This window comes from Scopulibacillus darangshiensis, assembly GCF_004341035.1.
GTDB classification, from domain to species: Bacteria; Bacillota; Bacilli; order Bacillales; family Sporolactobacillaceae; genus Scopulibacillus; species Scopulibacillus darangshiensis.
The window spans coordinates 147,562-173,354 of the sequence record NZ_SLXK01000004.1; the positions used below are offsets into that span (position 1 = coordinate 147,562).

General features: G+C 38.0%; 23 protein-coding genes. 17 read left to right on the forward strand and 6 right to left on the reverse strand.

Annotation, left to right across the window (positions count from 1 at the left end; translation table 11 throughout):
- Positions 1-16: 16 nt before the first annotated feature.
- Genes EV207_RS04985 through EV207_RS05000 form a run of 4 tightly spaced genes read left to right on the forward strand, consistent with a single transcriptional unit; the run spans position 17 to position 4,967 of the window.
- Positions 17-967 (forward strand): carbohydrate ABC transporter permease, encoded by a 951-nt coding sequence (locus tag EV207_RS04985; RefSeq protein ID WP_207902919.1) that lies wholly within the window; start codon positions 17-19, stop codon positions 965-967.
- A 3-nt stretch (positions 968-970) separates the two neighbouring features.
- The gene (locus tag EV207_RS04990; protein ID WP_132744268.1) at positions 971-1,807 is read left to right on the forward strand and encodes a carbohydrate ABC transporter permease; all 837 of its coding nucleotides are present in this window, start codon (positions 971-973) and stop codon (positions 1,805-1,807) included.
- Between the two features lie 18 nt (positions 1,808-1,825).
- Positions 1,826-3,091, forward strand: coding sequence for an ABC transporter substrate-binding protein (locus EV207_RS04995; protein ID WP_132744270.1), 1,266 nt, complete (start codon positions 1,826-1,828; stop codon positions 3,089-3,091).
- A 25-nt stretch (positions 3,092-3,116) separates the two neighbouring features.
- Positions 3,117-4,967: a beta-L-arabinofuranosidase domain-containing protein gene (locus EV207_RS05000; RefSeq protein ID WP_243646948.1), complete on the forward strand. Its 1,851-nt coding sequence runs from the start codon at positions 3,117-3,119 to the stop codon at positions 4,965-4,967.
- 93 nt (positions 4,968-5,060) lie between these two features.
- Here EV207_RS05000 and nhaC read toward each other — a convergent pair whose 3' ends face one another.
- The 3 genes from nhaC to EV207_RS05015 all read right to left on the reverse strand — a co-directional run bounded on the left by nhaC (position 5,061) and on the right by EV207_RS05015 (position 8,889).
- Positions 5,061-6,554 (reverse strand): Na+/H+ antiporter NhaC, encoded by a 1,494-nt coding sequence (gene nhaC, locus EV207_RS05005; protein ID WP_132744272.1) that lies wholly within the window; start codon positions 6,552-6,554, stop codon positions 5,061-5,063.
- 19 nt (positions 6,555-6,573) lie between these two features.
- Positions 6,574-7,779: a trans-sulfuration enzyme family protein gene (locus tag EV207_RS05010; protein ID WP_132744274.1), complete on the reverse strand. Its 1,206-nt coding sequence runs from the start codon at positions 7,777-7,779 to the stop codon at positions 6,574-6,576.
- A 207-nt stretch (positions 7,780-7,986) separates the two neighbouring features.
- Complete coding sequence (locus EV207_RS05015; RefSeq protein WP_132744276.1) at positions 7,987-8,889, reverse strand: AraC family transcriptional regulator; 903 nt, start codon at positions 8,887-8,889, stop codon at positions 7,987-7,989.
- Between the two features lie 183 nt (positions 8,890-9,072).
- Here EV207_RS05015 and EV207_RS05020 point away from each other — a divergent pair, with 183 nt between their 5' ends.
- From EV207_RS05020 to EV207_RS05050, 7 genes are all read left to right on the forward strand, one after another.
- Positions 9,073-9,888 (forward strand): SDR family NAD(P)-dependent oxidoreductase, encoded by an 816-nt coding sequence (locus EV207_RS05020; RefSeq protein ID WP_132744278.1) that lies wholly within the window; start codon positions 9,073-9,075, stop codon positions 9,886-9,888.
- Between the two features lie 31 nt (positions 9,889-9,919).
- Positions 9,920-10,957, forward strand: a complete 1,038-nt coding sequence (locus EV207_RS05025) for an aldose epimerase family protein (protein ID WP_132744280.1) — start codon at positions 9,920-9,922, stop codon at positions 10,955-10,957.
- Positions 10,941-11,840, forward strand: a complete 900-nt coding sequence (locus tag EV207_RS05030; RefSeq protein WP_132744282.1) for an SMP-30/gluconolactonase/LRE family protein — start codon at positions 10,941-10,943, stop codon at positions 11,838-11,840. Before EV207_RS05025 ends, EV207_RS05030 begins: the two co-directional genes overlap by 17 nt.
- Before the next feature lie 18 nt (positions 11,841-11,858).
- Positions 11,859-13,019 (forward strand): mandelate racemase/muconate lactonizing enzyme family protein, encoded by a 1,161-nt coding sequence (locus tag EV207_RS05035; protein WP_132744284.1) that lies wholly within the window; start codon positions 11,859-11,861, stop codon positions 13,017-13,019.
- A 146-nt stretch (positions 13,020-13,165) separates the two neighbouring features.
- The gene (locus EV207_RS05040) at positions 13,166-14,128 is read left to right on the forward strand and encodes a sugar kinase (protein WP_132744286.1); all 963 of its coding nucleotides are present in this window, start codon (positions 13,166-13,168) and stop codon (positions 14,126-14,128) included.
- An 11-nt stretch (positions 14,129-14,139) separates the two neighbouring features.
- Positions 14,140-14,796 (forward strand): bifunctional 4-hydroxy-2-oxoglutarate aldolase/2-dehydro-3-deoxy-phosphogluconate aldolase, encoded by a 657-nt coding sequence (locus EV207_RS05045; RefSeq protein ID WP_132744288.1) that lies wholly within the window; start codon positions 14,140-14,142, stop codon positions 14,794-14,796.
- 51 nt (positions 14,797-14,847) lie between these two features.
- Positions 14,848-15,801, forward strand: a complete 954-nt coding sequence (locus EV207_RS05050) for a dihydrodipicolinate synthase family protein (protein WP_132744290.1) — start codon at positions 14,848-14,850, stop codon at positions 15,799-15,801.
- Positions 15,802-15,955: 154 nt separating this feature from the next.
- On the opposite strand, the gene EV207_RS05055 is transcribed toward EV207_RS05050, so the two are convergent.
- Positions 15,956-16,696 (reverse strand): GntR family transcriptional regulator, encoded by a 741-nt coding sequence (locus EV207_RS05055; protein ID WP_132744292.1) that lies wholly within the window; start codon positions 16,694-16,696, stop codon positions 15,956-15,958.
- A 132-nt stretch (positions 16,697-16,828) separates the two neighbouring features.
- Between EV207_RS05055 and EV207_RS05060 the strand changes: the two genes are divergently transcribed.
- From EV207_RS05060 to EV207_RS05085, 6 genes are all read left to right on the forward strand, one after another.
- Positions 16,829-18,145, forward strand: a complete 1,317-nt coding sequence (locus EV207_RS05060; RefSeq protein ID WP_165886836.1) for an ABC transporter substrate-binding protein — start codon at positions 16,829-16,831, stop codon at positions 18,143-18,145.
- Positions 18,146-18,178: 33 nt separating this feature from the next.
- Entirely contained in the window at positions 18,179-19,105 is a 927-nt protein-coding gene (locus tag EV207_RS05065; RefSeq protein WP_132744296.1) for a carbohydrate ABC transporter permease, read from the forward strand.
- 19 nt (positions 19,106-19,124) lie between these two features.
- Positions 19,125-20,099, forward strand: a complete 975-nt coding sequence (locus EV207_RS05070; protein WP_132744298.1) for a carbohydrate ABC transporter permease — start codon at positions 19,125-19,127, stop codon at positions 20,097-20,099.
- Between the two features lie 99 nt (positions 20,100-20,198).
- The gene (locus EV207_RS05075; RefSeq protein WP_132744300.1) at positions 20,199-21,521 is read left to right on the forward strand and encodes a family 4 glycosyl hydrolase; all 1,323 of its coding nucleotides are present in this window, start codon (positions 20,199-20,201) and stop codon (positions 21,519-21,521) included.
- Between the two features lie 10 nt (positions 21,522-21,531).
- On the forward strand, positions 21,532-22,266 hold the full coding sequence (locus tag EV207_RS05080; protein ID WP_132744302.1) for a 6-phosphogluconolactonase: 735 nt from the start codon (positions 21,532-21,534) through the stop codon (positions 22,264-22,266).
- 21 nt (positions 22,267-22,287) lie between these two features.
- Positions 22,288-23,277, forward strand: a complete 990-nt coding sequence (locus tag EV207_RS05085; protein WP_132744304.1) for an N-acetylglucosamine kinase — start codon at positions 22,288-22,290, stop codon at positions 23,275-23,277.
- Positions 23,278-23,381: 104 nt separating this feature from the next.
- Here EV207_RS05085 and EV207_RS05090 read toward each other — a convergent pair whose 3' ends face one another.
- Entirely contained in the window at positions 23,382-24,623 is a 1,242-nt protein-coding gene (locus tag EV207_RS05090) for an MFS transporter (protein WP_132744306.1), read from the reverse strand.
- Positions 24,624-24,762: 139 nt separating this feature from the next.
- A complete protein-coding gene (locus tag EV207_RS05095) occupies positions 24,763-25,788 on the reverse strand; it encodes a Gfo/Idh/MocA family protein (RefSeq protein ID WP_132744308.1) in 1,026 nt (341 codons plus the stop codon).
- Between the last annotated feature and the right edge of the window lie 5 nt (positions 25,789-25,793).

A 25,793-nucleotide genomic window follows, 5' to 3' on the forward strand; every position in this document is an offset into this window, starting at 1 on the left:
TTTAGGAGGAATAACAGTGGCAAATGTTTCTTTATTTAACCCGGCAAAAAGGATTACTAATACGACAAAGATTGCAAAGAAAACAAGGAGTAAAGGACAACTTGCATCTTTTCTCTTTATCCTTCCATTTTTACTAGGGTTCACATTGTTTTGTATTATACCTATCGTTTATGGAATAATTATTAGTCTCTTTCAGTGGAATTTATTAGACAAAGGTCATATTTTTTTGGGTCTTGAAAATTACAAACAATTATTTATATCTGGAAGTTATGTAAATGGAGTATTTTTTAGCACGTTAAAAAACACAGCATTATATGCTGTTATTTCAGTGCCGCTTTTTACCATTTGCTCATTGGTGTTGGCGATTTTAGTGAATAATGTTTCGAAGAGGTTTACTGGAATATTCAGGGCTATTTTTTTCTTTCCATATGTTCTGTCCCTTTCGGTTGTAGGAGCGGCCTGGGCTTTAATTTTTAACCCGGGTGCCGGATTTTTAAATGCACTATTAAATGCAATAGGCATTGATTCTATTCAATGGAACGCTACACCGGCGGGGGCATGGACGATGATTATAGTTACTTCTTTATGGTGGGGAGTAGGTTTTAATATGATTTTATTTATTAATGCATTAAATAATGTTTCTGAAGAATTGTATGAAGCTGCGAATGTGGACGGAGCATCCGCTTGGTTCAAATTTAAGGACATCACATTGCCGTCAATCCAACCTATTATGCTTTATGTTGTCATTATGTCTACGATCGGAGCGTTTAACTTATATGGACAACCACTTTTACTTACAGCAGGGGGACCAGGCACATCAACAAAAGTGACCATGATGTCTATTCTAGACGAAGCTTTCATTCGGCATCAGCTAGGTTCAGCATCAGCTATGGCTATTGTATTAGGTGGGATCATTGGCATTTTTATTTTGTTGCAATATCTATTTATAAAACGAAAAGAGGGTTAAGGTATGTCCTACTATAAGAGGAAGAGATTTTATGCAACAATTTTTGCAACAATTATTGCCCTGTTTTTTGTAGTTCCGGCAATATGGATTATACTGACTGCATTCAAGACAGATGCCGAGGCACTTAGAGGTGGAGTTAACTTTTGGCCAGACCACTTTACATTTAAAAATTTTATGTATTTATTTTCCTCTGAAAACTATGAAGTCGCTGTCTTTAGATGGTTAGGCAATTCCTTATTCGTTTCCGTAGTTGGGACTGTTTTAGTAATCATTATTGATACAATGGCTGCTTTTGCGTTAGCACGCTTGAATGTTCCGTTCAAAAAAATAATTTTGGGGCTTATTCTTATTAGCATGTTAATTCCTAATGTCATTACGCTTTTACCTCAGTTTTTAAATTTTGCCAATGCGGGCCTATTAAACACATATGGAGTTATGATTCTTCCGGTAACGTCCAGTACATTTGGTGTGTTTTTGCTTTACCAATTTTTGAAAAAATTTCCGGTAGAAATTGAAGAATCAGCCGTTTTAGATGGAGCATCTACATGGAAAATTTTCCTCCATATCGTAGTCCCAAATTCAAAACCAATGATTGTTACACTTGGTATAATTACATTTATTGGCTTATATAACGATTTTTTATGGCCTTTGATCACGATTAATCAGAATAGCATGAAAACAATAACGGTTGGTGTAGCTAACATGATGACCGGTTCGCTTTCAATAAGCTATGGGAGATTAATGGCATTATCACTTCTTTCATCGATTCCGATGATCATTGTTTTTATCATTTCTCAAAAACAAATAGTAAAATCGATTACTCATACAGGAATTAAATAGGGGAAGGAGAGAGGAATAATGAATGCAAAGGTAAAAGTGATCAAGATTCTATTACTTTGTGCCTCAATATGCGCATTTTTCATGATGTCTGCATGTTCTAATAAAAGTACGGGAAAGCAAAATGGCAAAATCAAAATTACCTATTGGGCATCAATGGGCGGTGCTGATTCAGAAACAATGCAGAAAATGGTTTATGCCTTCAATACTAGCCAGGACAAATATGTTTTGGATGCACAATTTATAACAAGTGATTACTATAAAAAAGTAGATTTAACGATAGCTAATAATATGAAAGGAATGCCGGATGTTATGATTTGTCATTCCGATAGATTAGCTACCTACGCTGGAAGAGATATACTTGCTCCCATATCGGAACTTGGGCAATCTAAACTGCTTGTTAAAGATGCTTATAGCTCAACTGCCTGGAAAGCAGGCAATTATAAGGGCGTTCAATATGGCATACCATTAGATATTCATGGTCCTGTACTGTATTGGAATAAAGATCTTTTTAAGAATGCTGGTTTAAATCCAAATCGACCACCAAAAACAATGCGGGAATTTTTAGAATTTGCCCAAAAAACGACAAGAGGAAAATCGTACGGATTTGTAATGAATACAGATTTCATTAACGAATTCATTTTAGAATCACTAGTGGAACAAGAGGGATCTTCTTTCTTTAAAGAAAACGGGAGACCGAATTTTAATTCAAAAGAAATGAAAAGGGCGGTTCAATTCGAATTTGATCTCATCCATAAATATAACATTACTCCTAAAAAAGACTATGATGAAGTAGGAAATTTTTTAAGAGGAAATGTCGCTATGATTTTTAATGGACCTTGGACTTCTCCAACATTTAGAGATACAAAGTTACATTGGGGAATGGCCGAGTTTCCACAGTTTTACGATAAAAAACAGGCAGTTACCAGCAAATCCCACCAATTTGTCATTCCAAAAACTCTGCAAAAAAGTAAGAGAGAAGGAGTTAAAGCGTTTTTGGAGTTTATGAATAAAAATTCTATGGATTGGGCGGATTCAGGACAAGCACCTGCTTCTAAGAAAGTATATGAAAGTCCTGAATTTCAAAAAAAGCCGCAAGTTGCTATGGCAAATCAGTTTGATAGAGCAGTCTTTACACCTCAAATTGATAGCGTGAGTTTGTACACTCAAATGCTTTATGCTCAAGTAACTGACATTTTATACGGAAGAAAATCAATTGATAAAGCCTTAGCTCGAGCTCAAAAAGATGCAATGGGTATGTATAAAGCTGAACATGTTAAAAAATAAAAAATGAATGTAGAGGTATATCGAAATGAGTATGAAAAATGCAACTGTAGGAACACGAAAATTTAAACCTTTGAAATTAGGCTCAATTAAACCAAAGGGTTGGCTGAAAAATCAGTTAACTATTCAAGCAAATGGAATGACAGGCCGATTGGAAGAACATTGGCCAGATCTAGGCAGTGACAGCGCTTGGCTGGGAGGTGAAGGTGAAGGGTGGGAACGCGGGCCATATTATTTAGATGGCTTAGTTCCATTAGCTTACCTACTCGATAATGAAAAATTGATAATAAAAGCACAAAAATGGATTGAATGGACTCTAAGCAGCCAAACAGAATCAGGATGGTTTGGACCAAAGAATAATAATGATTGGTGGAGCCGGATGGTGATGGTAAAAGCGCTTATTCAGTATCAACAATTTACTGAAGATAATAGAGTTATTCCGTTCCTTTTGAACTATTACCGTCACCAACTAAAAAATCTACCTACTCGGCCTCTTGCCGAATGGGGAAAAGCACGTGGCGGAGAAAACGTGTTAAGCCTGCTATGGTTATATGAAAAAACAGGTGAAGAATTTTTATTAGAATTGATTGATTTAACGAGAAGACAGACAACTGATTGGCAACAATTATATCGTGATTTTCCTTTTAAACGATACGTTGAAGAATTTGATCATACGAGCCATGTAGTGAATGTAGCAATGTCATTGAAATACTTAGCTCAAGATTATTTAATTACCGGTCATCAAAGTTACAAAGAGAGCGTATATAGTGCCATTGACCAGCTAATGACTTATCATGGACAATTACACGGCATGTTTTCTGGGGATGAATGGTTAGCCGGAACCCATCCGAGTCAAGGAACAGAATTATGTTCGGTAGTAGAATATATGTTTACTTTAGAGAATCTTTTATCCATTTTGGGTGATAGCAGATTCGGAGATATATTGGAAAGAGTTGCGTTCAATGCTTTACCTGCTGCAATCGGACGAGATTGGATGTCGCATCAATATGATCAACAAATTAACCAGATAGCATGCACATATGAAAAACGGGATTGGACGGAAAATGACAATGATGCAAATTTGTTTGGGTTAGAGCCGCACTTTGGTTGCTGTACGGCTAACATGCATCAAGGCTGGCCTAAATTTGTCAGTCATTTGTGGATGAAAGAAAATGACACGACTCTGGTTTGCCAATCTTGCGCGCCGTGTATTGTAAGTGACCTTATACATGACGAACCCGTTACAATCAACGTTACTAGTGATTACCCATTTAAAGAACTCATGAAATTAGAAATCGTTTCTGCAACTGATCAAAATTTTAGTATTAAATTGAGAATTCCCGAATGGTGCAATGACATTGAATTAAAAGTAAATCAAGAAAATTATCATAGTGTCATTACTGATAATTATATAGAAATCAATCGAGTCTGGCATAAGGGGGATACCGTTGAATTCTCTCTATTGATGGAAGTCCGATTCCAGTCAAGAGCACAAAGTGCTATAGGCATTACTCGAGGCCCGTTATTGTTTGCTTTGCCAATTGATGAAGAATGGACAATTATGAAGGGCAAATACCCATTTTTTGATTGGGAAGTTAAACCGCAAAGCGAATGGAATTATGGGTTAACGAGAAAAGATGACGTTTGCGTAATTGAAAAAAATAATGTTTCACATCAACAATTTGATTCTAAAAATTCCCCAGTGGCTCTTAAGGTTTTAGGGAAAAAAATTGATAACTGGGGTAAAAAGAACAATTCAGCGGATACCCCGCCATATCATGTAGAAGCAGCGCGGGAATTTGAAGAGTTAACATTAGTTCCTTATGGAGGAGCAAAATTGCGTATTGCTGAATTCCCAAACGTGGACGAAAGGCCTTAACTAACGAAAAAACGAAAAGCAATTAAGTAGTATAGACTAGGCTTAATTGCTTTCCTTCATTTAATATCATATTATAATAGAAAGTAGTTTTTTCTATTTAGCTACTTCGTTTTGTGGTAGTTCTTGCATTTCTTTTTCTATCTCCGTGGGTTTGTCTTCTAGTTTTTTTATACCGAACTTCATGTATTTGTATGTTGCCGCATACAAAAGTGAAAATATGATGCCTAGCCAGTTAAAGATAGCCCATGGAGCATAATCGAAACATGAAACCCCAACTGTCGTCGCCATGTATACCCCTGAAACGGTCCATGGCAGCAACCCTTCTATTATCGTTACGGAATCCTCCATACTTCGAGAAAGGTTGGCCGGATGCAATCCTTTTGACATATATGGGTCTTTAAATAAACTTGACATTAGAAAATAGGTTACATAAGCGCTCCCTGTACATGAGATGATGACAAGTCCGGAAGCAAGTGAAGCCGCAACTAGGCTGAAAACAGAATGCAAGAAATTTAAAAGCTTACGGATAATCACTTGTAGAACACCTGATATTTCTAATGCCGAAGCAAATAAAAACGCACAAAATACAAACAATAAACCATTCAACATCGAGTAGATTCCTCCACGGTTTAACAAGGTAGCAATATCTCCGGGAAGATTTTTAGGATGAAAGCCGGCTGTTTTAATCATCGAAACATTAAATCCTTCTACAGCTGCCTTTGCCACATCGGATATTGAAAAACCTTGAAAGATTAATGCCAGAATCATGGCAGCCGCAGAAGATATGAACATCACAACAACCGGAGACTTGCCTCTTATCGATCCGTACAAAATAATAACCGGTGGAATCAACAATAGAAGATTAAAGTGAAAGATTGAATGCAACGCATTCAAAACTTCGTTTACGTCTTTAATGGTTGCGTCACTATTGGCATCAAGCCCTAAACCAACCGTAAAATATACAATACAAGCAATAATACATGCAGGAATAGACGTGTACATGAGGTGCCGGATATGTGTAAATAAATCGACACTTACAGATAACGAGCTCATATTGGTTGAATCAGAAAGGGGAGAAAGTTTATCTCCGAAGTAGCCGCCTGCAATAACAGCCCCTGCAGTGATCGGAAGAGAAACATCCAATGTTGCTCCAATTCCCATTAAGGCAACACCGATTGTTCCGACAGATCCCCAAGAGGTGCCTGTGCACAAGGAAATGATTGCGGTAACTACGAAAGCTGTAATATATAAATATTTCGGGTTAATCAGCTCTAACCCGTAATTAACGAGAAGTGGTATCGTTCCTGCAGCGATCCAAGTGCCAACTAACATTCCTACTGATAATAGAATCAAGGCACCTGGTAAGGCCGTTTTGAACTTCTTTGCCATTAGTTCTTGTATATCATTCCAGTGGTATCCATGAAAATATGCAAAGACAGTAGCGAAAAGCGTTGCGGAAATTAAGACGAACTCCGCTTTAATTTCATAAATCGCTATTCCGAATATAAATAAAATCATGCAAAGTATTATTAGAACAAGCGCTGCACCAAACGTAGGGCTTTTCTTTTGAGTTGTTGAACTTTCCATCCTATTACCTCCATTCTAATTAAATGGCATTAAATGCTTGTGCTAAATCCTGTATTAGATCACGATAATTCTCTAAGCCAATGGAGAGACGAATCAATCCTTTTGAGATATTTTCGGCTTCTAAATCTTTCTCATTTATTCCATGGTTAGGAGACAATACAAGACTTTCATAACCGCCCCAACTTACACCAATGCTAAATAGTTGTAGTTGATCGATAAATGTTCGTACTTTTTCAAAACTAGGATTTTTCAATTCAAAGCTTAATAATCCCGAAAAGCCTGATAAATGTTTGTCCACTAATTCTTTGTCTTTTCCAGTGAAAAGGCTTGGATGATTGATGCTTTCAACCTTGTCACAAGTTGATAGAAAATCAATGACATATTGGGTGTTTTCTTGATGTTGCTTCATACGAACAGGCAACGAGCGAAGTCCGCGAATTAATAACCAGCCTTCAAATGGACCTAATACCGAACCATTAAACTGATGAGCATATTCAAAAATTTGGTCAATCAGTTCATCACTCGAAATAACTGCACCAGCTAAAACGTCACTATGTCCACCAATATATTTGGTACATGAATGGATAGAGATATCAATTCCGAAATCCAAGGGCTTCTGGAAGAGTGGCGTAGCCCATGTGTTATCAATAGCCGTTATTATGTTATTTCTTTTTGCAAGAGCAGCAAACTTTTCAAGGTCTAACATTTTGAAATTCATTGTACCCGGACTTTCCAAATACATTAATTTCGTATTCGGTTGAATGGCCTTTTCAATGACCGAAAGATCATTCTCATTAACGGTTGTGACACTTATATTGAATTTTTCTAGATACGACAATAAATTTCTTGCGGGTCCGTAGATATTGTTAACAACTAATACATGATCACCGCTTTTCAAAAAGGTAAAGAAAATGGAACTAATCGCCCCCATACCGGAACTAAAACATTTGCACCGCTCGCCATGCTCTAATGCAGCCAGTTTCTTTTCGAATATTTCAACAGTTGGGTTTACACCTCTTGTGTATAGATGATGTTGTCGTTCATTCATACTGGCCCGAATAAATGCATCAAAATTTTCGTATGCAAATAAACTTGTTTGAATAATTGGAGGAGCCATTGCACCAAAATACTTTTGACTGTCTTCCCCAAAATGAGCGATAATCGTTTCATCTGATTGGTAAGTTTTTTTTGTTTTTATTAATGACTTTTCTGTAGTAGTGTTCATTAGGTTTTCGTTCCTTTCACAAGATTTAATATCAGAATGTTGCTCCCTCTTTTACCTCCTTCACTGTGAAATGGAAACACTTTATTTTGTCTAAAAGCCTACCACGATTTCATTTTTTCTGTAAGCGATTCCAGTTGGTTTATTAAAAAAAGTACAAAAACATTATCATTTTTTACACTTCCTCACTATATGTTAACCCACATTTTTCTATTTACTTTCAATCGTTGCTGAATGTTTATTCCGATATTTTAGCGGTGTTATTCCTACTTGTTTACAAAAAAAACGTGTGAAATGGCCGGTGGAGGAAAAAGCTAAATTAACGGCAATTCTTTCAACAGGTAGATCCGTTTCTAATAAATATTGTTTTGCTTTTTGTAAGCGTAATTGTGAAAGATATGCTTTCGGTGTCATACCATATACCTTTTTAAAGCAATTCGTAATATGCGATCGATGTACGTTTAATTTCGTGGAAAGTTCTCCAATATGGAAATTTTCCTCAGCCTTACTTTGAAGTAAATACGCGATTTCATGGGCAATAAACGTATGGGAGGGCTGCACTAGAACATGTTGATCTTCCCGTTGTACTTCAAAATAAAACTCCGCAAGTCTGCTGATAAAGGCTACGACATTTGAATGCATCTGCAATATTTGAATCGATGTTTCTATATTGTTTTTTCTATCTTTTTTTGTTTCCTCATCATCAATTTCAATTAATAGCGTACTGTATTTTTGAATAAATTTATCTACCCAATCTTGTATTTCTGTACCTAGGCTTGACGAATCACGTTCAATGACAGGATTCACGGTTATTTGGAAAATTTCATGAATTTCCGGCAACTCCACATCAAAGTGAAAATCAAAGAACATGCATTCGCTTAATATCTTTGTTTCGTGGTACATATTGGATGGGATGATCATTGCATCACCCTCGTTCAATATATAATGTTGGCCGTTTACTGTCTGTTGGAGTTCTCCTTTTACACAATATAAAAACTCAAAATAAGGATGTCGGTGTTTCGGATACATCCACCCTTTTTGAGCACTTGAATATTGAATAGCTGTAAGATGGATAGCACTATAAACTCTTGGTAAATGAAATAAATACTTCATTCAATTATCCCCCTTAATTTATATAATGAAAAATTATAAATTTTAACTCCATTATAACGAATTTACTATGTTTCCAACTACAAATATACAATTTTTTTAAACAATTTTTTATTGTTCGTATTTAAAATGGTTGATACGCTGAATGTACGCAAAAATTTTTAACATGGATCGGAGGAGGCAACATTGAAACTATGTAACCAGGTGGCGCTAATTACGGGTGCAGGGAACGGTATCGGAAGGGGGATCGCCCAAATTTTAGCAAAAGAAGGCGCGACAGTAATCATAGCCACAATTGTTAAAGAGGAAGGGGAACAAACTGTTAGTGACATTTGTAAAGAAGGTGGAAATGCTTACTTCATTCAAACGGATGTTTCTTCAGAAAAAAGCATAATTGATATGACCAAGAAGGTTAATGAACAATTTGGCACAATTCATACACTAGTAAACAATGCCGGTATAACGGTTTTTAAATCAATTGAAGAGGCGACAATTGAAGATTGGAACAAGGTGATCAACACCAATCTTCGCGGTATGTATTTTGTGACTAAACATGCTTTGCCCTTGCTGAAACAAAATAAAAAGAGTTCCATTATTAATATTTCATCAAATCATTCTAAATGTACGATAGCCGATAGTGAGATGTATACAGCTACAAAAACAGGTATAAATGGGATGACACGTGCCATGGCAATCAGTCTAGGGAAATATGGCATCCGTGTAAATGCGATTTGCCCTGGTTTTACGAATACCTCTCATCATCAACAGTGGATACGCGAACAAGGTGCTCCTGAAGAAATTGAGAAAAAAGTGTTGGATCTTCATGCTGCGGACAGGATTTGTACACCTGCCGACATTGGGAAACTTGCTCTTTATTTGGCGTCTGACGATTCAGAAATGATGACAGGATCAGAGCTCTTAATCGATGGTGGTGCTACTTCATATTTATTTCATACAACATTTGAGTCAGATGAAATTTTAACAAAAACAACCGATTTCTAGAGAAGAAAAGCAGTCCTTTTGGAGGTATAAGATGAGAAAAAATAACCCATTTCCTTCTAAGGATGTCACGATCCAAACATCCGAAAGGGAAGGCTTTCTTTATGTATCCATTGAAAACAAGAATGTCAAGGCAGAAATTTTGCCCGAAATCGGTGGAAAAGTAACTTCCCTTTATAACAAAGTAACAGATCGGGAATGGCTTCTTGATTCGGGTAAGAGAGAACTTCAAAGCCCAGAATACGGATCAATGTTTACAGAGTGGGATATGAGTGGGCTTGATGACATGTTCCCAACCATTGATGCCTGCATGTATCCTGCAGATGGGAATTTTAAGGACATACCTCTCCAGGATCATGGTGAGGTTTGGTCACTTCCATGGGCATTTGAACGAACAAATGACTCCGTTTCATTAGTCGTAAAAGGAAAGGCACTTCCTTATGTATTGCAAAAAACCTATTACTTTCTGAATAAACATACGATTCGCTGCGAATATAAAGTGGAGAATTTGAGTGATGAAACGCTCGTTTATCTTTGGGCATCCCATCCGCAGTTCAAAGTCGATGAAACGATCGAAATTCTTCTGCCAGAAAAGGTTCAAACGATACTTTCGGTTCAGGGCGGTAAGAAGCTAGGTACTACCAACCAATTGTTCAATTGGCCCACAGTTGTTACAGAAGATGGTCAAAAAATATCATTAAACCAAATTGGCCCCTACACAAATCGGGATTCACGCAAGTTGTATGTTCCGGAGAAATTATGTGTAAGCTGGTCAGCTCTTTATGCATCAGACACAGACGACTTCCTATTGTACAAAACCTCGCCTAACCAGGTTCCATATTTAGGAGTTTGGGTGGATGAAGGAGAATTTAACAGCCGGGCGACATGTGCGCTGGAACCGAGCACAGGTTTTTATGACAATCTTGAAAATGCTTTTTATAACGGGACGTATTCCTCTGTAAAAGGCAAGGGGTCAAGTTCATGGTTTTTAGACATCGTCATCGATTCCGGGCCAAAAGAAAAAATGAGTATTATAAGCAAGAGGATGAATGAATATGAAGGCAAACGCTGAACTTTTTCTCGAAACAAAATGTGTACTGGGTGAAGGACCTTGCTGGGACGAACGGAGAAACGTGTTGCTTTGGGTTGATATCCTAAAAAACAAATTATATATGTACGATTTTTTTACAAAAAAGGTGGCTTTCACCGTTCTCCCCGAATGTGTAACATCGGTTGTCTGCCATCCGTTCGGCGATTATGTCATTACAATGGGCCGTGGATTTTATTTTTTTAACAGCGACACAGGGGTTCTGCGGCCCATTCAACATCTCGAATCTCACTTGCCGAATAATCGCTTCAATGATGGGAAATGTGATCCGCTTGGGCGGTATTGGGCCGGCACGATGGATCAAAATGGAGCAAAGTTTGCGGGTTCTCTATATGTGCTTGATAAAGACTTACAAACACATAAAATGCTGGAGAACGTATCGATCTCAAACGGTTTAGCCTGGAGCCCTGATGGTGCAATAATGTATTACATTGACACACTGACGAATGAAATTGTTTCCTTCAAATCTAATTTCGAAACCGGCCTTATTTCAGACAAACGGACAGTCATCCATATTGACAAAGAAGACGGATGCCCAGATGGCATGACCATTGACCAGGAAGGAATGCTTTGGATCTCTCATTGGGGAGGAGGCAAGGTGACCCGTTGGAACCCTGATACAGGTGATCTACTGCAAACTGTAAATGTTCCCGCCCCATATGTAACGTCCTGTACTTTCGGAGGTAAACGTCTGGACGAGCTGTACATTACAACTGCCTGTGTCGATTTAACGGAAGAAGAAGTTCATACCTATCCTTTGTCCGGAAGTGTTTTTCGTATAAAAACAACGGTAAAAGGTTTACCATCACATAAATTTATTGCTGCTCGCAAAAGAATGAAAAAATAAAAAAATGGAGGTATTATCATGAAAATTACAGACGTTAAAGCTTGGTTAGTTGAAGGAGTTAAATACAATTGGACACTTATCAAAGTTTATACAGATGAAGGATATACGGGAGTTGGTGAAGCAACAAACTGGCCTGGAAGTCCGATTGTAGAAGCCGCTGCAAAACATGCGGGAGAAAGAATTATCGGGTTAGACCCAATGAAAACCGATTTTATTTGGACGAAGCTCTACCGGGATTTGAACTGGGTTGGACCATATGGTGCAAGTTTATGTGCAATTAGCGGTATTGATATGGCATTGCTCGATTTAAAAGGAAAAGTGTTAGGTGTTCCTTGTTATGAACTATTAGGAGGGGCATTCCGTACGGAAATCCCGTTATACGCAAACTATTGGTTCACTGGCGGCGGTCATAATTCCGAAGATTATGCTGCTCAAGCAAAGAAAGTAAAAGAAGCGGGCTTTGGAGGACTTAAATTCGACCCGTTCGCACATACAAATTATTTATACGGTGAAGATTTATCTGCTAATTTATCTTTAACTCCAGAACTTCAGCAGAAAGCCTATGATGTTAGTAAAGCCGTTCGTGAAGCCGTTGGCTATGATAAGGATATGATGATTGAAACACATGCGATGTTAAATTTTAAGACAGCTGTCACTATGGCTGATAGATTAGCAGAATTAGATATTACTTGGTATGAGGAGCCCGTCGGACCGGAAAGTGCAGAGACGTTAAAAGCGGTTCGTGATCGACTAAATCCAGGTGTATCGATTTGTGTAGGGGAAAGGCATTATACGAGATATGGCATTCGTCCAATTCTCGAAAAACAATTAGTGGATATTATTATGCCTGATATTACTCGTTGCGGCGGTCCTTCTGAGATGAAACGCATGGCGACGATGGCGGAAGCATACAACGTTTTACTAGCACCTCATAACCCTAATGGGCCACTTTCAACGCTATCGAGTGCACATGTCTGCGCTTCAGTGCCTAACTTCTTTAGACAAGAGTTTATCTTTAATGATGTTCCTTGGAGAGATGAAGTGATTGATCATCCGTTAGAAATTAAAGAAGGGCACTTGGTATTATCGAGACGTCCCGGTTTGGGTGTGGATCTCGTAGAGGAGGCAATGGAGGCGCATCCGGGTATTAGAGAAGCTAGAGAGGGTTTTTACGTGTAAGCTCAAGCTTAGGCAATAAGAAAACAATATAATATAATTAGCTTTTACGGTGATGTGGTTTTAAATTCTTAAGACCACATCATTGTATTCTTCAATCATTACTTTTTTCGATAGCATTAATCCTAGCAAAGGAATGGTGGCAGCTCATGAAATCAATGGACATGGTTACGTTTGGTGAGACAATGGTTCTGTTTACTCCTGCCAGAATGTTACCGCTAGAATACGAGCATCAATATTACAAACAAATGGCCGGTGCTGAATCAAATGTTGCGATTGGTGTTAGCCGATTAGGACATTCGGCCGGATGGTTCAGCAAGTTGGGCGATGATCCTTTTGGAGGTTTTATTTTTAAATCACTAAAAGGAGAAGGGGTCGATAATTCCCGTTGTACATTTACTGAAGAAGCACCAACCGGCTTATATTTTAAAGAAAAGCGTAATGCAAGTGATGTGAGAATTTATTATTATCGAAAACATTCTGCTGCAAGCTTATTAAACCTGGAAGATCTTGATGAAGACTATATTAAAAAAGCTAGAATTCTACATTTAACAGGAATTACGCCTGCATTAAGCAAGGACTGCAGAGAAGCTGTATTTACTGCAATTGAGATTGCCAAGCAACATTCAGTGAAAATTGTATTTGACCCAAACATTCGCTTAAAACTATGGAAAGAGGGTGAGGCGAAAAAGGTATTATGTGATATCGCCGAAAAATCAGATGTCATACTCCCTGGTTTGAATGAAGGTACATTCTTGACAGGTGAGGATAAACCCGAAAAAGTTGCAGATAAGTTAGGCAAAAACGGAAAAACAATCATTATTAAGTTAGGAAAAGAAGGTGCTTTTTATCAAAATTCTGAGGAAAGCGGCTTCGTCCCCGGATTTTCCGTAGCGGAGGTTGTTGACCCTGTTGGAGCTGGAGACGGCTTTGCTGCTGGGGTAATTAGTGGACTTCTCCGCAATGAACCATTATCGATGATTGTGAAGCGGGCAAATGTAGTTGGAGCTTTAGTTGTCGGTGTAAATGGAGATTCGGAAGGGTTACCGACTAATGAAGAAGTTGACCATTTCTTATCAAGAAGTTCAACGGATGAAGATGTGATTCGGTAGGAGGAAAGCTAATGAATAAATGGGATAAGCTACAACAGTTAAAGGATTCAGGGCTTGTTGCCGTTATACGCCGTCCAAAACAAGACCACATTTATAATCTCGCGCAAGCATTGGTTGATGGCGGTGTTGGTGCACTGGAGATTACAGTAGACACACCTGATGTTTTTGATATGATTGTGAATCTAAAAGGAATCTTTGGTGACCAAGTTTTAGTTGGGGCAGGCACTGTCTTGGATGCCGAAACAGCTAAACAGGCAATTACTGTAGGCTCAGATTTTATCTTCTCACCAATCGTAGATATTGAAACGATTCAATTAACCAATTCGTATGGAAAGATTTCGATTCCAGGCGTTATGACACCAACAGAAATTGTAACAGCTTATAAAGCCGGAGCTGATTTACTAAAAGTTTTCCCTGGAAATTCGTTGGGTGTCAACTATATTAAAGAACTTCAAGGTCCATTAGGCCATATTCCAATGATGCCGACAGGCGGGGTGACGTTAGAAAATGTAGCGCAGTTTATTAAAAATGGAGCAGTTGCGGTCGGTGTAGGCGGTTCGTTAGTAAATAAAGAAGTGATTGAAGCAGGTCGATATGAAGAACTAACGGAAATTGCCGGGAAATTCATACACCTCATTAAAGAGTCAAGAAGTATAGTTCATTATTAATAAAAGACAGTATAAAACCGTTCGAATGAGATGGAAAGGAGTATTTACTAAATGGATATAAAAGGTGTTTATCCGATTATGGCGCCCCCGTTTAATAAGGATGGGGAAATTGATTGGGAGGACTTCTGCTCCCTCATTCATCATTTATCAACGACAGGAATTAATGGCTTAACAATGTTTGGCATCGCTAGTGAGTTTTATAAATTTACAGATTTTGAACGCGTGGAATTAGCAAAGGTTTTTGTCCAAGAGTTAAGAGGTACGGGAGTTCAAAGTGTATTGTCAGTTACCGATCATAGTACTGAAATCGCTGTAAAACGTGCAATGGATTATGAAGCCCTTGGAGCAAATGCATTAATGCTGCTCCCGCCTTTTTTCCTGAATCCAAGTATGGATGCGATTAAAGAACATATCCGAGCCGTAGTAAAGTCAGTGAAAATCCCCGTCCTTGTTCAGTATGCTCCAACTGAAACAAAGATGGAGATTGCTGCAGATGAACTAGTGGAAATTTATGATTCATTTCCGAATGTTGTATTTAAAATTGAATCTAATCCACCGATGGAATGCATGAAGGGAATCCTAGAAAAGCGTCCACAAGCCGTCATCTTGAACGGTTATGCCGGCTTATATATGCTCGATGTTTTAGATGAAGGCGGAAAAGGTGTAATGCCTGGCTGTTCTTTTTCTGAAATCTATGTAGAAATTTATCGTTTGTATCAAAAAGGGTTACTTAATGAAGCAAAACAGATTCACAAGAAATTGTTGCATTATATTTCGCAATGGATGAAAGATTGCGAGTATATTATTCAAGTAGAAAAAGCCATTCTTCATTTAAGAGGATTAATTAAAACAGATTACTGTAGAAAACCGTCCTATCCATTAAAGAAGGAGGACATGGATACCGTACATCAGTTTTTAACAGAGTTTCCTCATTTATTGCAAAAGATACCATCCCCTAAATGTGCAAATTCAGGGGATGACGAGCCGGGTATAAAAATATTATAACCCGAATATTAGGGGATAGTTTGTGAATGCATCTAATGGGACTGTTGAAAACAGAATACTACAGTGGTCAGTAACAAACTTTATTGATTTTAAAAGAAAAGGACGCTGTAAACTTATAATAGTTTTTCAGCGTCTTTTTCTTACTATTTCCCCCTTATAACAAATTATTATTTTGATAGTGCCTCTTTAAGGTGAATTTTGTTCGATCACCACGGATAATATCTTGTGCGTACTCAATAGGAACGTTCGCAGTTGAATAGATCACCGCATCCAATAAGAAGGCAGGGGAGCCAACAGTTACATTTAAGAATCTGCTGACCTCTTCATCCGTAAGAATTGGTTCAAGGGTTTCGATATCATGTCCAATTTGAATCTTATATTTTTCAGTTAAAACCTTATATAACGAATTTGAACAATCTTCATTTATAAGACCGGGCGCAATGCTCCACGGGATAAAGGAGATGATGTAGCTATGTGGTTCTTTATTTGCGTACCTTAATCGTACCAGTTTAACGACAGGTTCTTTTTCTTTAAGCTGCAATTTCTCCGCAACGGTTTCATCGGCTGGTATAAGCGTCAATTCCAAAACTTTAGAGTAGGGTTCCAGCCCCAAATGAGTCATTTGCTCAACAAATGATTGAAAACCTTGAGATAAATTTTCTTCTATTTTTGGCTTCGTCACAAAAGTTCCTTTTCCTTGTTTCTTAAGGATGAATCCTTCTATTTCCAATTGTTGAAGAGCAAGACGGACAGTTGTTCTGCTGACCTGATATTTTTTACTAAGTTCGGATTCTGTAGGCAATTGGTCACCTTCTTTATATGTTCCATTTTTGATCGAATTTAGAAGTTTCTCTTTAAGGGACGAATAAAGAGCGATACCTTTTTGAGTAACCATTTATAATAAACCCTCCAATTCACTAATTACTGATTAATTATAGAATAATCAGAAATATATTGACAATGGACCATTGCTTATTTTATATTATTTGTAGTAATGTTACAACAAATTTCACAGAGGAGGTTTTGCATGTTTCGAAAGCGAAAGTTCGTTTGTTTTCTGCTGTTGGTGTTTTTTCTAATCGCTGGTTGCAGTGCTGTGCCTGAATCAAAGTCCATACAAAATGAAGAAACAAAACCATTGAACTGGGACCAATCAGTTTCATCTTTAAAAGGTGAAACCATTACTGTTCTTTGGACGGGTGATCCCCAGAGAAAGAAATCATTGAGACTCTTTTCGAAGAAAACAGGCATTAAAGTAAAGGAAATTTCAGTAGACTATAATTCCCTTTATAACAAAATAACTGTCGCCGCTTTATCAAATTCCTCCGATATTGATGTGATAGAAATGGATAACATCTGGGGAGGCCAGTTCTATGAGGGGAACATAGTCACGGATTTAACAAATGTCATACCAAAGGATTACCTGGATAAATTCACAAAATCATCGGTAGAGTCTATGTCGTACGACAACCATGTATTAGGGATACCGTTATACTCCAGTACCAAACATTTTTACTGGAACAAAGAACTTTTAAGAAAAGCGAATATCACCTCTGCGCCTAAGACATGGAAAGAGTTTAAAGAGGATTCTAAAAAGCTCAAGGAAAAAGGGATTTATGCATCGGGTTGGTCATGGAAGCAAGCAGAAAGTCTTGTAAGTGATTATGTTACTCTTCTTTATGCTTTTGATGGCCGATTTTTCGATAAAGCAGGGAAACCCGTTTTTAATCAGGGTGGAGGGTTAAAAGCTCTTCAATACATGGTTGATCTTTTAAACAAAGACAAAACAGTATCACCGGCAAGTCTTCAATGGACGGAGAGCGATGTAGAAAATGCATTTTCTTCTGGAAAGATCGCCATGATGACAAACTGGGAAGGCATTTACCCCGAAGTGAATGATCCGAAAAAGTCATCAGTAGTTGGGAAGACAGATGTAGGACTAATACCGGGACAAGGAAAGGTTAAATCTGCGGCTGTCACGGGTACAGCGGGTGTTGCTATAGCAAAAAACAGTAAAAACAAAGCAGCAGCCCTAGCATTTTTAAAGTTTATAGGGAGTAAAGAATTTCAGGTCCCTTATTATCTAAAAGCAGGGTGGTATCCTTCTCTTGAAACTGCATATAAAGATTCGGAATTGTTGAAAGCGGATACAATTGGTAAGCTGAATAAAATTAAAGAACAGTATAAATATGGAGTAGACCGTCCGAATGCGCCTGGATATGTTAACTGGTCAGATATCTTGGCTGCGGAATTGCATGCAGCATTAAGGCAGCAGAAAACTCCAAAAGAGGCGTTGAATTCTGCCGTTAAAAAAATTGAAGAAGCAATTAAGGGAAATTCCTAAAAAAGCATAGCCTTGTATTTTTGGAGGTGAAAAATGTTTTCTAATCCGCTCCACAAACAAAAAAGAATAAGTTCAAGAGCTTTTCTTAATCGGCAAAGAAAAGATTATATACTGGCGCTGTTCTTTTTATTACCGACATTTTACGTATTATTTAAGACTTATATATTTCCCATCTATCAATCCTTTATCTGGAGCTTTTTTAAATACAATTTGATGGAAAATACTGATACGTCGTTTGTCGGGATAAGAAATTATTCCGACATCCTGCAATCCACAGAATTCTGGGTTTCCATGAAAAGAACTATTTATTTCACCGGTGTTTCTGTTTTTCTGGAATTAATCTTTGGCTTCTTTTGTGCTTTGCTGCTAAATGAGATATTTAAAGGCCGCATTATCTTTAGAGTGATAATTATTATCCCTTGGGCATTGCTAACATTAGTTAATGGTCTTTTGTGGAAATATATTTATCAACCGGGTTACGGGGCTTTTACCCAACTTCTCCGTTTCTTGCACATTATAGACCCTAACAGTAATCCAGTATGGTTATCTAATTCTGATAATATTATAAATTTTGTTATCTTATCGGATGTGTGGAAATGCACGCCATTTATTACGCTAATTCTTTTGGCTGGGATGCAATCCATTTCCGGAAACTTGTATGAAGCGGCAATGATCGATGGAGCAGGGTTTTGGGCAAAAATCCGCCTCATTACAATTCCTCAGTTATTGCCATCTATCATTATTGCCATTGTGTTAAGGACGATGGGGGCGTTTAAAGTTTACGATATATTGACTGTGTTTACAGGAGATCCTACAACTTCAGTTTCTTATTTAACGTTTAATAATGCATTCCGTTACTTTTACTTAGGCAATGCATCAGCAATGGCCTGGATATCAACACTTTTTATGCTTCTATTAATTATTATTTATATCCGAATCTTAAAGAGAAACACAGAATAAATAAGAGGGAGATGGACTAATGAACCATATAAAAACTGAAGTTCACAATTCCCCTAATGTAAATGGAACAATTGATGTAAAGGAAAGGATCAAGAAGGCTTTATTTCAACCTAAAGGAAACAACATCATACCACCGATTTATTTATGGATCGGGTTATGTGCACTTACCGTCTTTACACTTACACCTTTCATTTATCTTGTACTATCTTCAGTAACAATGAAAAGTGAGTTGATTAATGGGGTGATCTTTACCAAAAATCCAACATTCGAAAATTATATTAATATTTTTAAAGGTGGTGGCGGATCAGGCTTCGTTAAAGCTATTAAGAATAGTGTCTATGTTTCTGTTTTGACTACCTTTTTTAGTCTGGGCATTGGTGTTTTTGCCGCGTATGCTCTGGCTAGAATTAAATTTCCTTTTCGAATGACATCTTTATTTTGTATTTTGGCCATGCAGTTATTGCCGTCCATTAGCATCGTCGTTCCATTTTATATGATGATGAGAGATGGTATACAAATCAAATTGCCGTTTACAGATCTTATTCTTTATCACTCGCCTCCTTTATTGGATACGATCTGGGCTCTCATATTGGCTTATACTACCTTTTCATTGCCTTTTGTGATTTGGCTTTTGGCTGGATATTTTCAAACTATACCTAAAGAATTGGAAGAAGCTGCGTTCATTGATGGCTGTTCAAGATTTACTTCTATTATAAAGGTGATTCTTCCGATTGCTGCACCAGGGATAGCCGCAACAGCTCTATTCACGTTTTTAGGTTCATGGGATGAATTTATGTTTGCGAACGCTTTTACCCAAACTTATGAATCAAAAACATTGCCAGTCGTTATAAGGGAGTTTATGGGAAAACATAGTATTGATTGGGGATTTATGACAGCTGGGGGTATTATCGCATCCCTTCCGCCATTAATTATTTCTATTCTCTTATATCGCTATATCATTGGAGGAATGGTGGCCGGGAGCATCAAAGAATAGGGGAAGTCTCAGTTTTTTGCAAACTACTATCATGTGCTTATTTGTAGTAACAACATAACAAATAGACTTTAATTTTAAAATTTAATGGAGGGGAAAATAATGGCGCGTATTAAATTAGCTTATATTGGCGGTGGGAGCACAAGAGCTCCTGGAACGATGGCAAGCTTTATTCATCAAGGTGAAAACTTTAATGGTTCTGAGGTCGTTCTTATAGATTTAACAGAGGATCGGCTGCAGCTCGTAAAGGAATTGTCGGAAAAAATGGCTCGGAACAAAGGGATCGAATTGAAAATTACGACGACAACCAATCAAAGAGAGGGTTTAAGGGATTGTGATGCTGTGCTTACAAGTTTTCGTCCAGGTGGATTTGAAGCTCGGTATATAGATGAAAGCATTCCTTTAAAACATGGGATTATTGGACAGGAAACACAAGGACCTGGCGGCTTTTTCATGGCTTTACGCTCCATTCACGTCATGAAAAGCATTATTAAAGATATGGAGGAAGTTTGTCCAAAGGCCAAGCTTTTTAACTATACGAATCCAATAAATATTGTTTCGGAAGCTGTTTCACATCATACTGACATTCCAATCGTCTCACTTTGCGAAGGACCGATTATTTTCCCAAAAATGATTGCAAAAACAGCAGGTTTAGATCCTGATTACTTGGAAGTAGAAATGATTGGACTTAATCACAATTGCTGGAGCACCCATCATTTATATAAGGGGCAAGACATCGTGCCGATTTTAAAAGAAGCATATGAAGAGAAAAAGAACGATCAAAATGTAAAACACGAGGATTTAAGAATGCTTAAGCTGGCTGTAACAATGAATGCAATCCCGTCCGATTACTTTAAGTATTATTACTTTAAAGATGAGGTGATTGAAGAGCTGAGAGCAAAACCAATGACACGTTCACAAGAAATTATGTCTCGCGTCCCCAATTACTGGAAACATTATCGGGAAGAAGCGTTAAGTGATAATCCACAATTGGATCCCGCTCGTTCCAGAGGAGGCATTCATGAATTAGAGCTTGCATTTGATGTAATGGACGCCGTCTTTAATGATCGTAAGGAAGTATGGATGTGCAATGTTTCAAACAGAGGAGCAATTCCTGATTTCGCCGATGATTTAATTGTAGAGGTACCGTGTTTCGTAGATAAAAATGGAGTCACTCCATTGGCACAAAATCCGTTGCCCGGGCATGTTGCCGGATTGTTGAAAATGCTGGGAGAATATCAGTCTTTGACTGCAAAAGCTGCATGGAATGGGACACGTATTGACGCGATAAGGGCTTTAGCAACAAATCCATTAGTATCTTCTTTGAATAAAGCTGAAATCATTTATGACAAGATGGCCCATGCCTTACAAGATTATTTACCAGATCGGCTTCTGAAAAATACAACATCGAACACGGTTTCTTAGGAGGGTCTGAATGGAACTTATAACTGTAAGTGATTATGCGGAATTAAGCAATCAATGCGCCTTAATGATAAAAAAATTTGTAGATGAAAAACCCGATGCATCCATTGTACTCGCAATGGGGAATACCCCTTTGGGAACGTACGAGGTTTTAACAGAAATGAAGAAAAGGGGGGAGTTCGATCCTTCTCAATTAACCATTTATCAATTAGACGGATACTTAGGCTTAGAGCCTTCAGATCCTCGTTCATTAGAAGGATGGTTGAGGAAAACTGTTATTGAACCGTGGGGGATATTAGAAAGCCAATTTGTAAAGCTGCCTGAAAATTCGGATCACCCAGAGGCTGTTTGCTTAGATTACGAAACGAAAGTTAAAGAAGCTGGCGGATTTGATTTGGCGGTGCTCGGTTTAGGGCCTAATGGACATTTAGGGTTTAATGAACCGCCGTCTTCGGCTTTCGCACCAACAAGAGTCGTTCCTCTCACGAAAGAAAGCTTAATCAGTAACGCCATCTATTGGGGAGGAATGGAACATGTTCCGACGATGAGTATGACAGCGGGAATGAACCTTCTTTTAAGTTCGTGTCAGATCATTTTATTGGTTAATGGAGGGCACAAAAAAGAAATATTTGAACAGACCCTTCGCGGAAAAATTGATGATTCAATTCCTTCTTCCCATCTTCAATCACACGGAAATGTAAAGATTATTGCGGATAAACTTGCATTACCAGGAGAAGTTGCTAAATAACCTTGGAGAGGGGAAAATAACATGCCATTTTTTCTCGGGGTCGATGCAGGTAATACCAAAACGATTGCAGTTATTGCCGATGAAAACGGAACGATACATGGGATTGGCAGAAGCGGTTGCGGAGACATCTATGGTGCTGAATCACCTGACACTGCCATTGCAATAGCAAATGAGGCAATCACAAGTGCCCTTCAGATGGCTAATGTACGAAAAGAAGAGCTGGAAGCAAGCGGTTTCAGTATGGCTGGTGCTGATTGGCCTGAGGATTTTACATTTTTAGAAGAACAGTTTAAAAACCTGCAATATAACAATATTTCTATTGTTAACGACGCTATCGGAGGGTTAAGATCCGGAACAAATTCGGGAAAAGGGGTCTCGGTCATATTAGGTACAGGAGTTGCCATTGGAGCGTGTGGTATTGAAAATAAAATATGGCATGGAAGCTTCTGGATACAATCTATAGGAAGTCGTGAGCTAGTCAAGGAGACAATTAAAGCTGTTGTTAATGCCGATTTAGGAATATCAGAACCGACCAACCTAACGACTAGAGTGTTAGACATCTATCAGAAGGAAAAAGTAGATGAATTCTTATATGCCATTACTTGCAGAGATGGAAGAATGGAAATGAAAAACAGCAAAATCATAAGTGCATTAATATACGAAGCCGGAAATAACGATTCTGTCGCACGCCATATTTTACAGAACTTTGCGGTGTCATGTGCCGAATATGCGATAATTGCGGCGAAGAAAGTTGACTTTTCAATTACTTCATCATTTGATGTTGTATATTCGGGAGGATTATTCCACCATCCATCAACTCTTCTATTCGACTTAATCAAACAACCGATCGATAAGGAGTTTAAGAATGTTAACCATATACTTAGCAAGGTTGAACCGATAATAGGTGCATTATACCAAGCATACAATTCCGAAAATATAACGGTGTCAGAGCAAATGACAAACAGGTTGATTCAAACCATGCCAGACGTCTCATTCTTTACAACAGCATAGTTAAATTGATGCTTTTTGAAAGGAATACGAACTAAAACAGCCATTCATCAGTCAGAAACTGATAAATGGCTGTTTTTAAAAACCAAAACTTCTACTCCTATACTTCAAGCTTCCTCTATTCCATTAATTCCTTTATTCGAAATGCTACTTTTATTAAGAGCTAGGGTTGCAATAATACTGATTATCATCGCTATGATTAGAAACCAAAATGCACTAATGTAACTGCCCCCGGACGCGCTGATAAGAAATCCCATTATCATAGGGGAGAAAACCCCTGCTAAGTTTCCACCAAAGTTCATGATTCCGGATGCGGTTCCAACCGTTTTCGTGGGGAAAATCTTAACTACAAAAACCCATATAAGTGTAAGATTAAAATATAGAGGGATTGAAGCTAAAATTTGATATAGAATGGATAGTTGCAGTGAGTCAGTATTAAACATTAAATAGAAAAATATAACACTTAGTACACCCGCAGCAACCATAGCTATTTTCTCGTGTCCAGCAAGAAATTTATCTAACCACCATCCGCTTACCATTTGGGTTAAGGCCGCAGCCACGAAAGGTAATGATGCATATATCCCTGTTTGGACAAGATCGACATGCCGGACATTCATGAGATAAGATGGCAACCACGAGGAAAACCCCCATGAAGCACACGATAAGCCAAAGTCAAGAATAGCTAATTTCCAAATATCGATATTACAGAGAACATCTTTAACGCTTGGTCCCACTTCATCATTGGTTACCTTATTACCTTTATTCCTCACTTTTGAGGATGGATGGAAATAGATAAAGAGGGTGGTCAAAATAATTCCGATGACACCCATAACAATGAATAAGGGCCTCCATCCGAAGGTAGCCATAATTGATGCAGATACCAGGGGGGCTATAGCAAGACCAATAGGATTTGCAGACATGGCTATCCCTTGTGCTTTCCCTCTTTCTTTATGAGGAATGTTTTCTGCAATTGACTTTGCAGCTGAAGCTGGATATGATCCTTGGCCAATCCCAAATAAAAAACGTATGATTAAAAGTGATACTAATGACCATGCTAATCCTGTTAAGACAGTGAATAAAGACCACATAACAATAGAGATGACTATAAGTTTCTTAGAGCCAAATTTATCAGCCAACCAGCCACCAGGAATTTGCATAAAAGCATATCCAACAAAAAAGCTGCTTAAAACAATTCCCACTTCGGAGGGGGCTAGATGAAAATCCTTAGCAATCCCTGTAACACCAAGGCTCATGACCATTCGATCGAGATAGTCACAAAACCATCCTGCAAATAATAAGGCAATAAGAGTTAACTTTTTACTTTTATTAGAAATAGAGTAGTTATGCATGTCTTCCTCTCCTTAAAAGTTTTTAGAGTCTTAAATAAACTGTAGAATGCGCTTACAAAGGGCAAAGTGATAGATCTAAATTTTCAAAATAATGAGTCCAACTCTGCAAGATGTTTGTTCTTGCAGAGTTGATGAAAGTTTAGTAATCAACTTTTACAGCTTTCCCTTTGTTAGCCGACTCTAAGATTGCGATAAGCGCCAAACAACTATTGGCGGCCTCTTCAACACTGACTAAGAAAGGCTTACCATCGATAAGGCGGTCGACAAAGCTTCTAATGCTGTTACTTGAGAACCCAGCCATTTTATTTTCCACAATTGGTTTAGCAAGAATATCTGGTGACATAGTTTTCTTCTCGGTAGATATCTGGATAAGATCATGGCTAGAAGTATTAATATTTATCATGCCTTCTGATCCTAGGACGTTACACTTAAAGTCAATAATCGCTGTATTGCCATTTGGTGTGATCCAGCCATTTTCCATTTGAACGATGCATCCGTTTTCATATTCAAGTGTCGTTTGATACATATCAATCGTATCTACACCTAATTTCTTTAGAACGCCATCTCTTGCAACACTGTAAACTTTTTCAACACGGGAGTTGACTAACCAAGATATTGCATCGAGGCTATGACTGCCTAAGAACCACAATATAGATGAATTAGCTGACCATGATAACATATCGGTGGCAACGGATTTATTGTCATTTAATCTGATATAACCGCTGCGAATATCGCCAATCTCACCATTTTCGATTGCCCTTTTCGCAGTGCTAAAAGGCGGGCTCCATCGATTATGCAAATCAACCATTGCTCTTACTTTGTTTCGCTCAATGGCCTCTAACATGGCATGAATATCTTCTCTTGTTGTAGCAAATGGCTTTTCGATCAGGATGTGTTTCTTAGCATTTGTACAATCAATTGTCACTTGAGCATGCAAATGATCAGGCGTTACTATGGCGACAAAATCGCAATCGCTTTTATTTAACATTTCCTTATGATCCGTATATACTTCTTTAATATTATATTTTTGGGCCATTTCTCCAGCCCTTGTTTCATTTAAATCACAAATTGCTACAATATCGACATAAGGAATTTCATTTAGTGTTCTTGCGTGTACTTCACCCTGTTTTCCGGCACCTATAATAGCTGCTTTCATTTTATCCATAACGT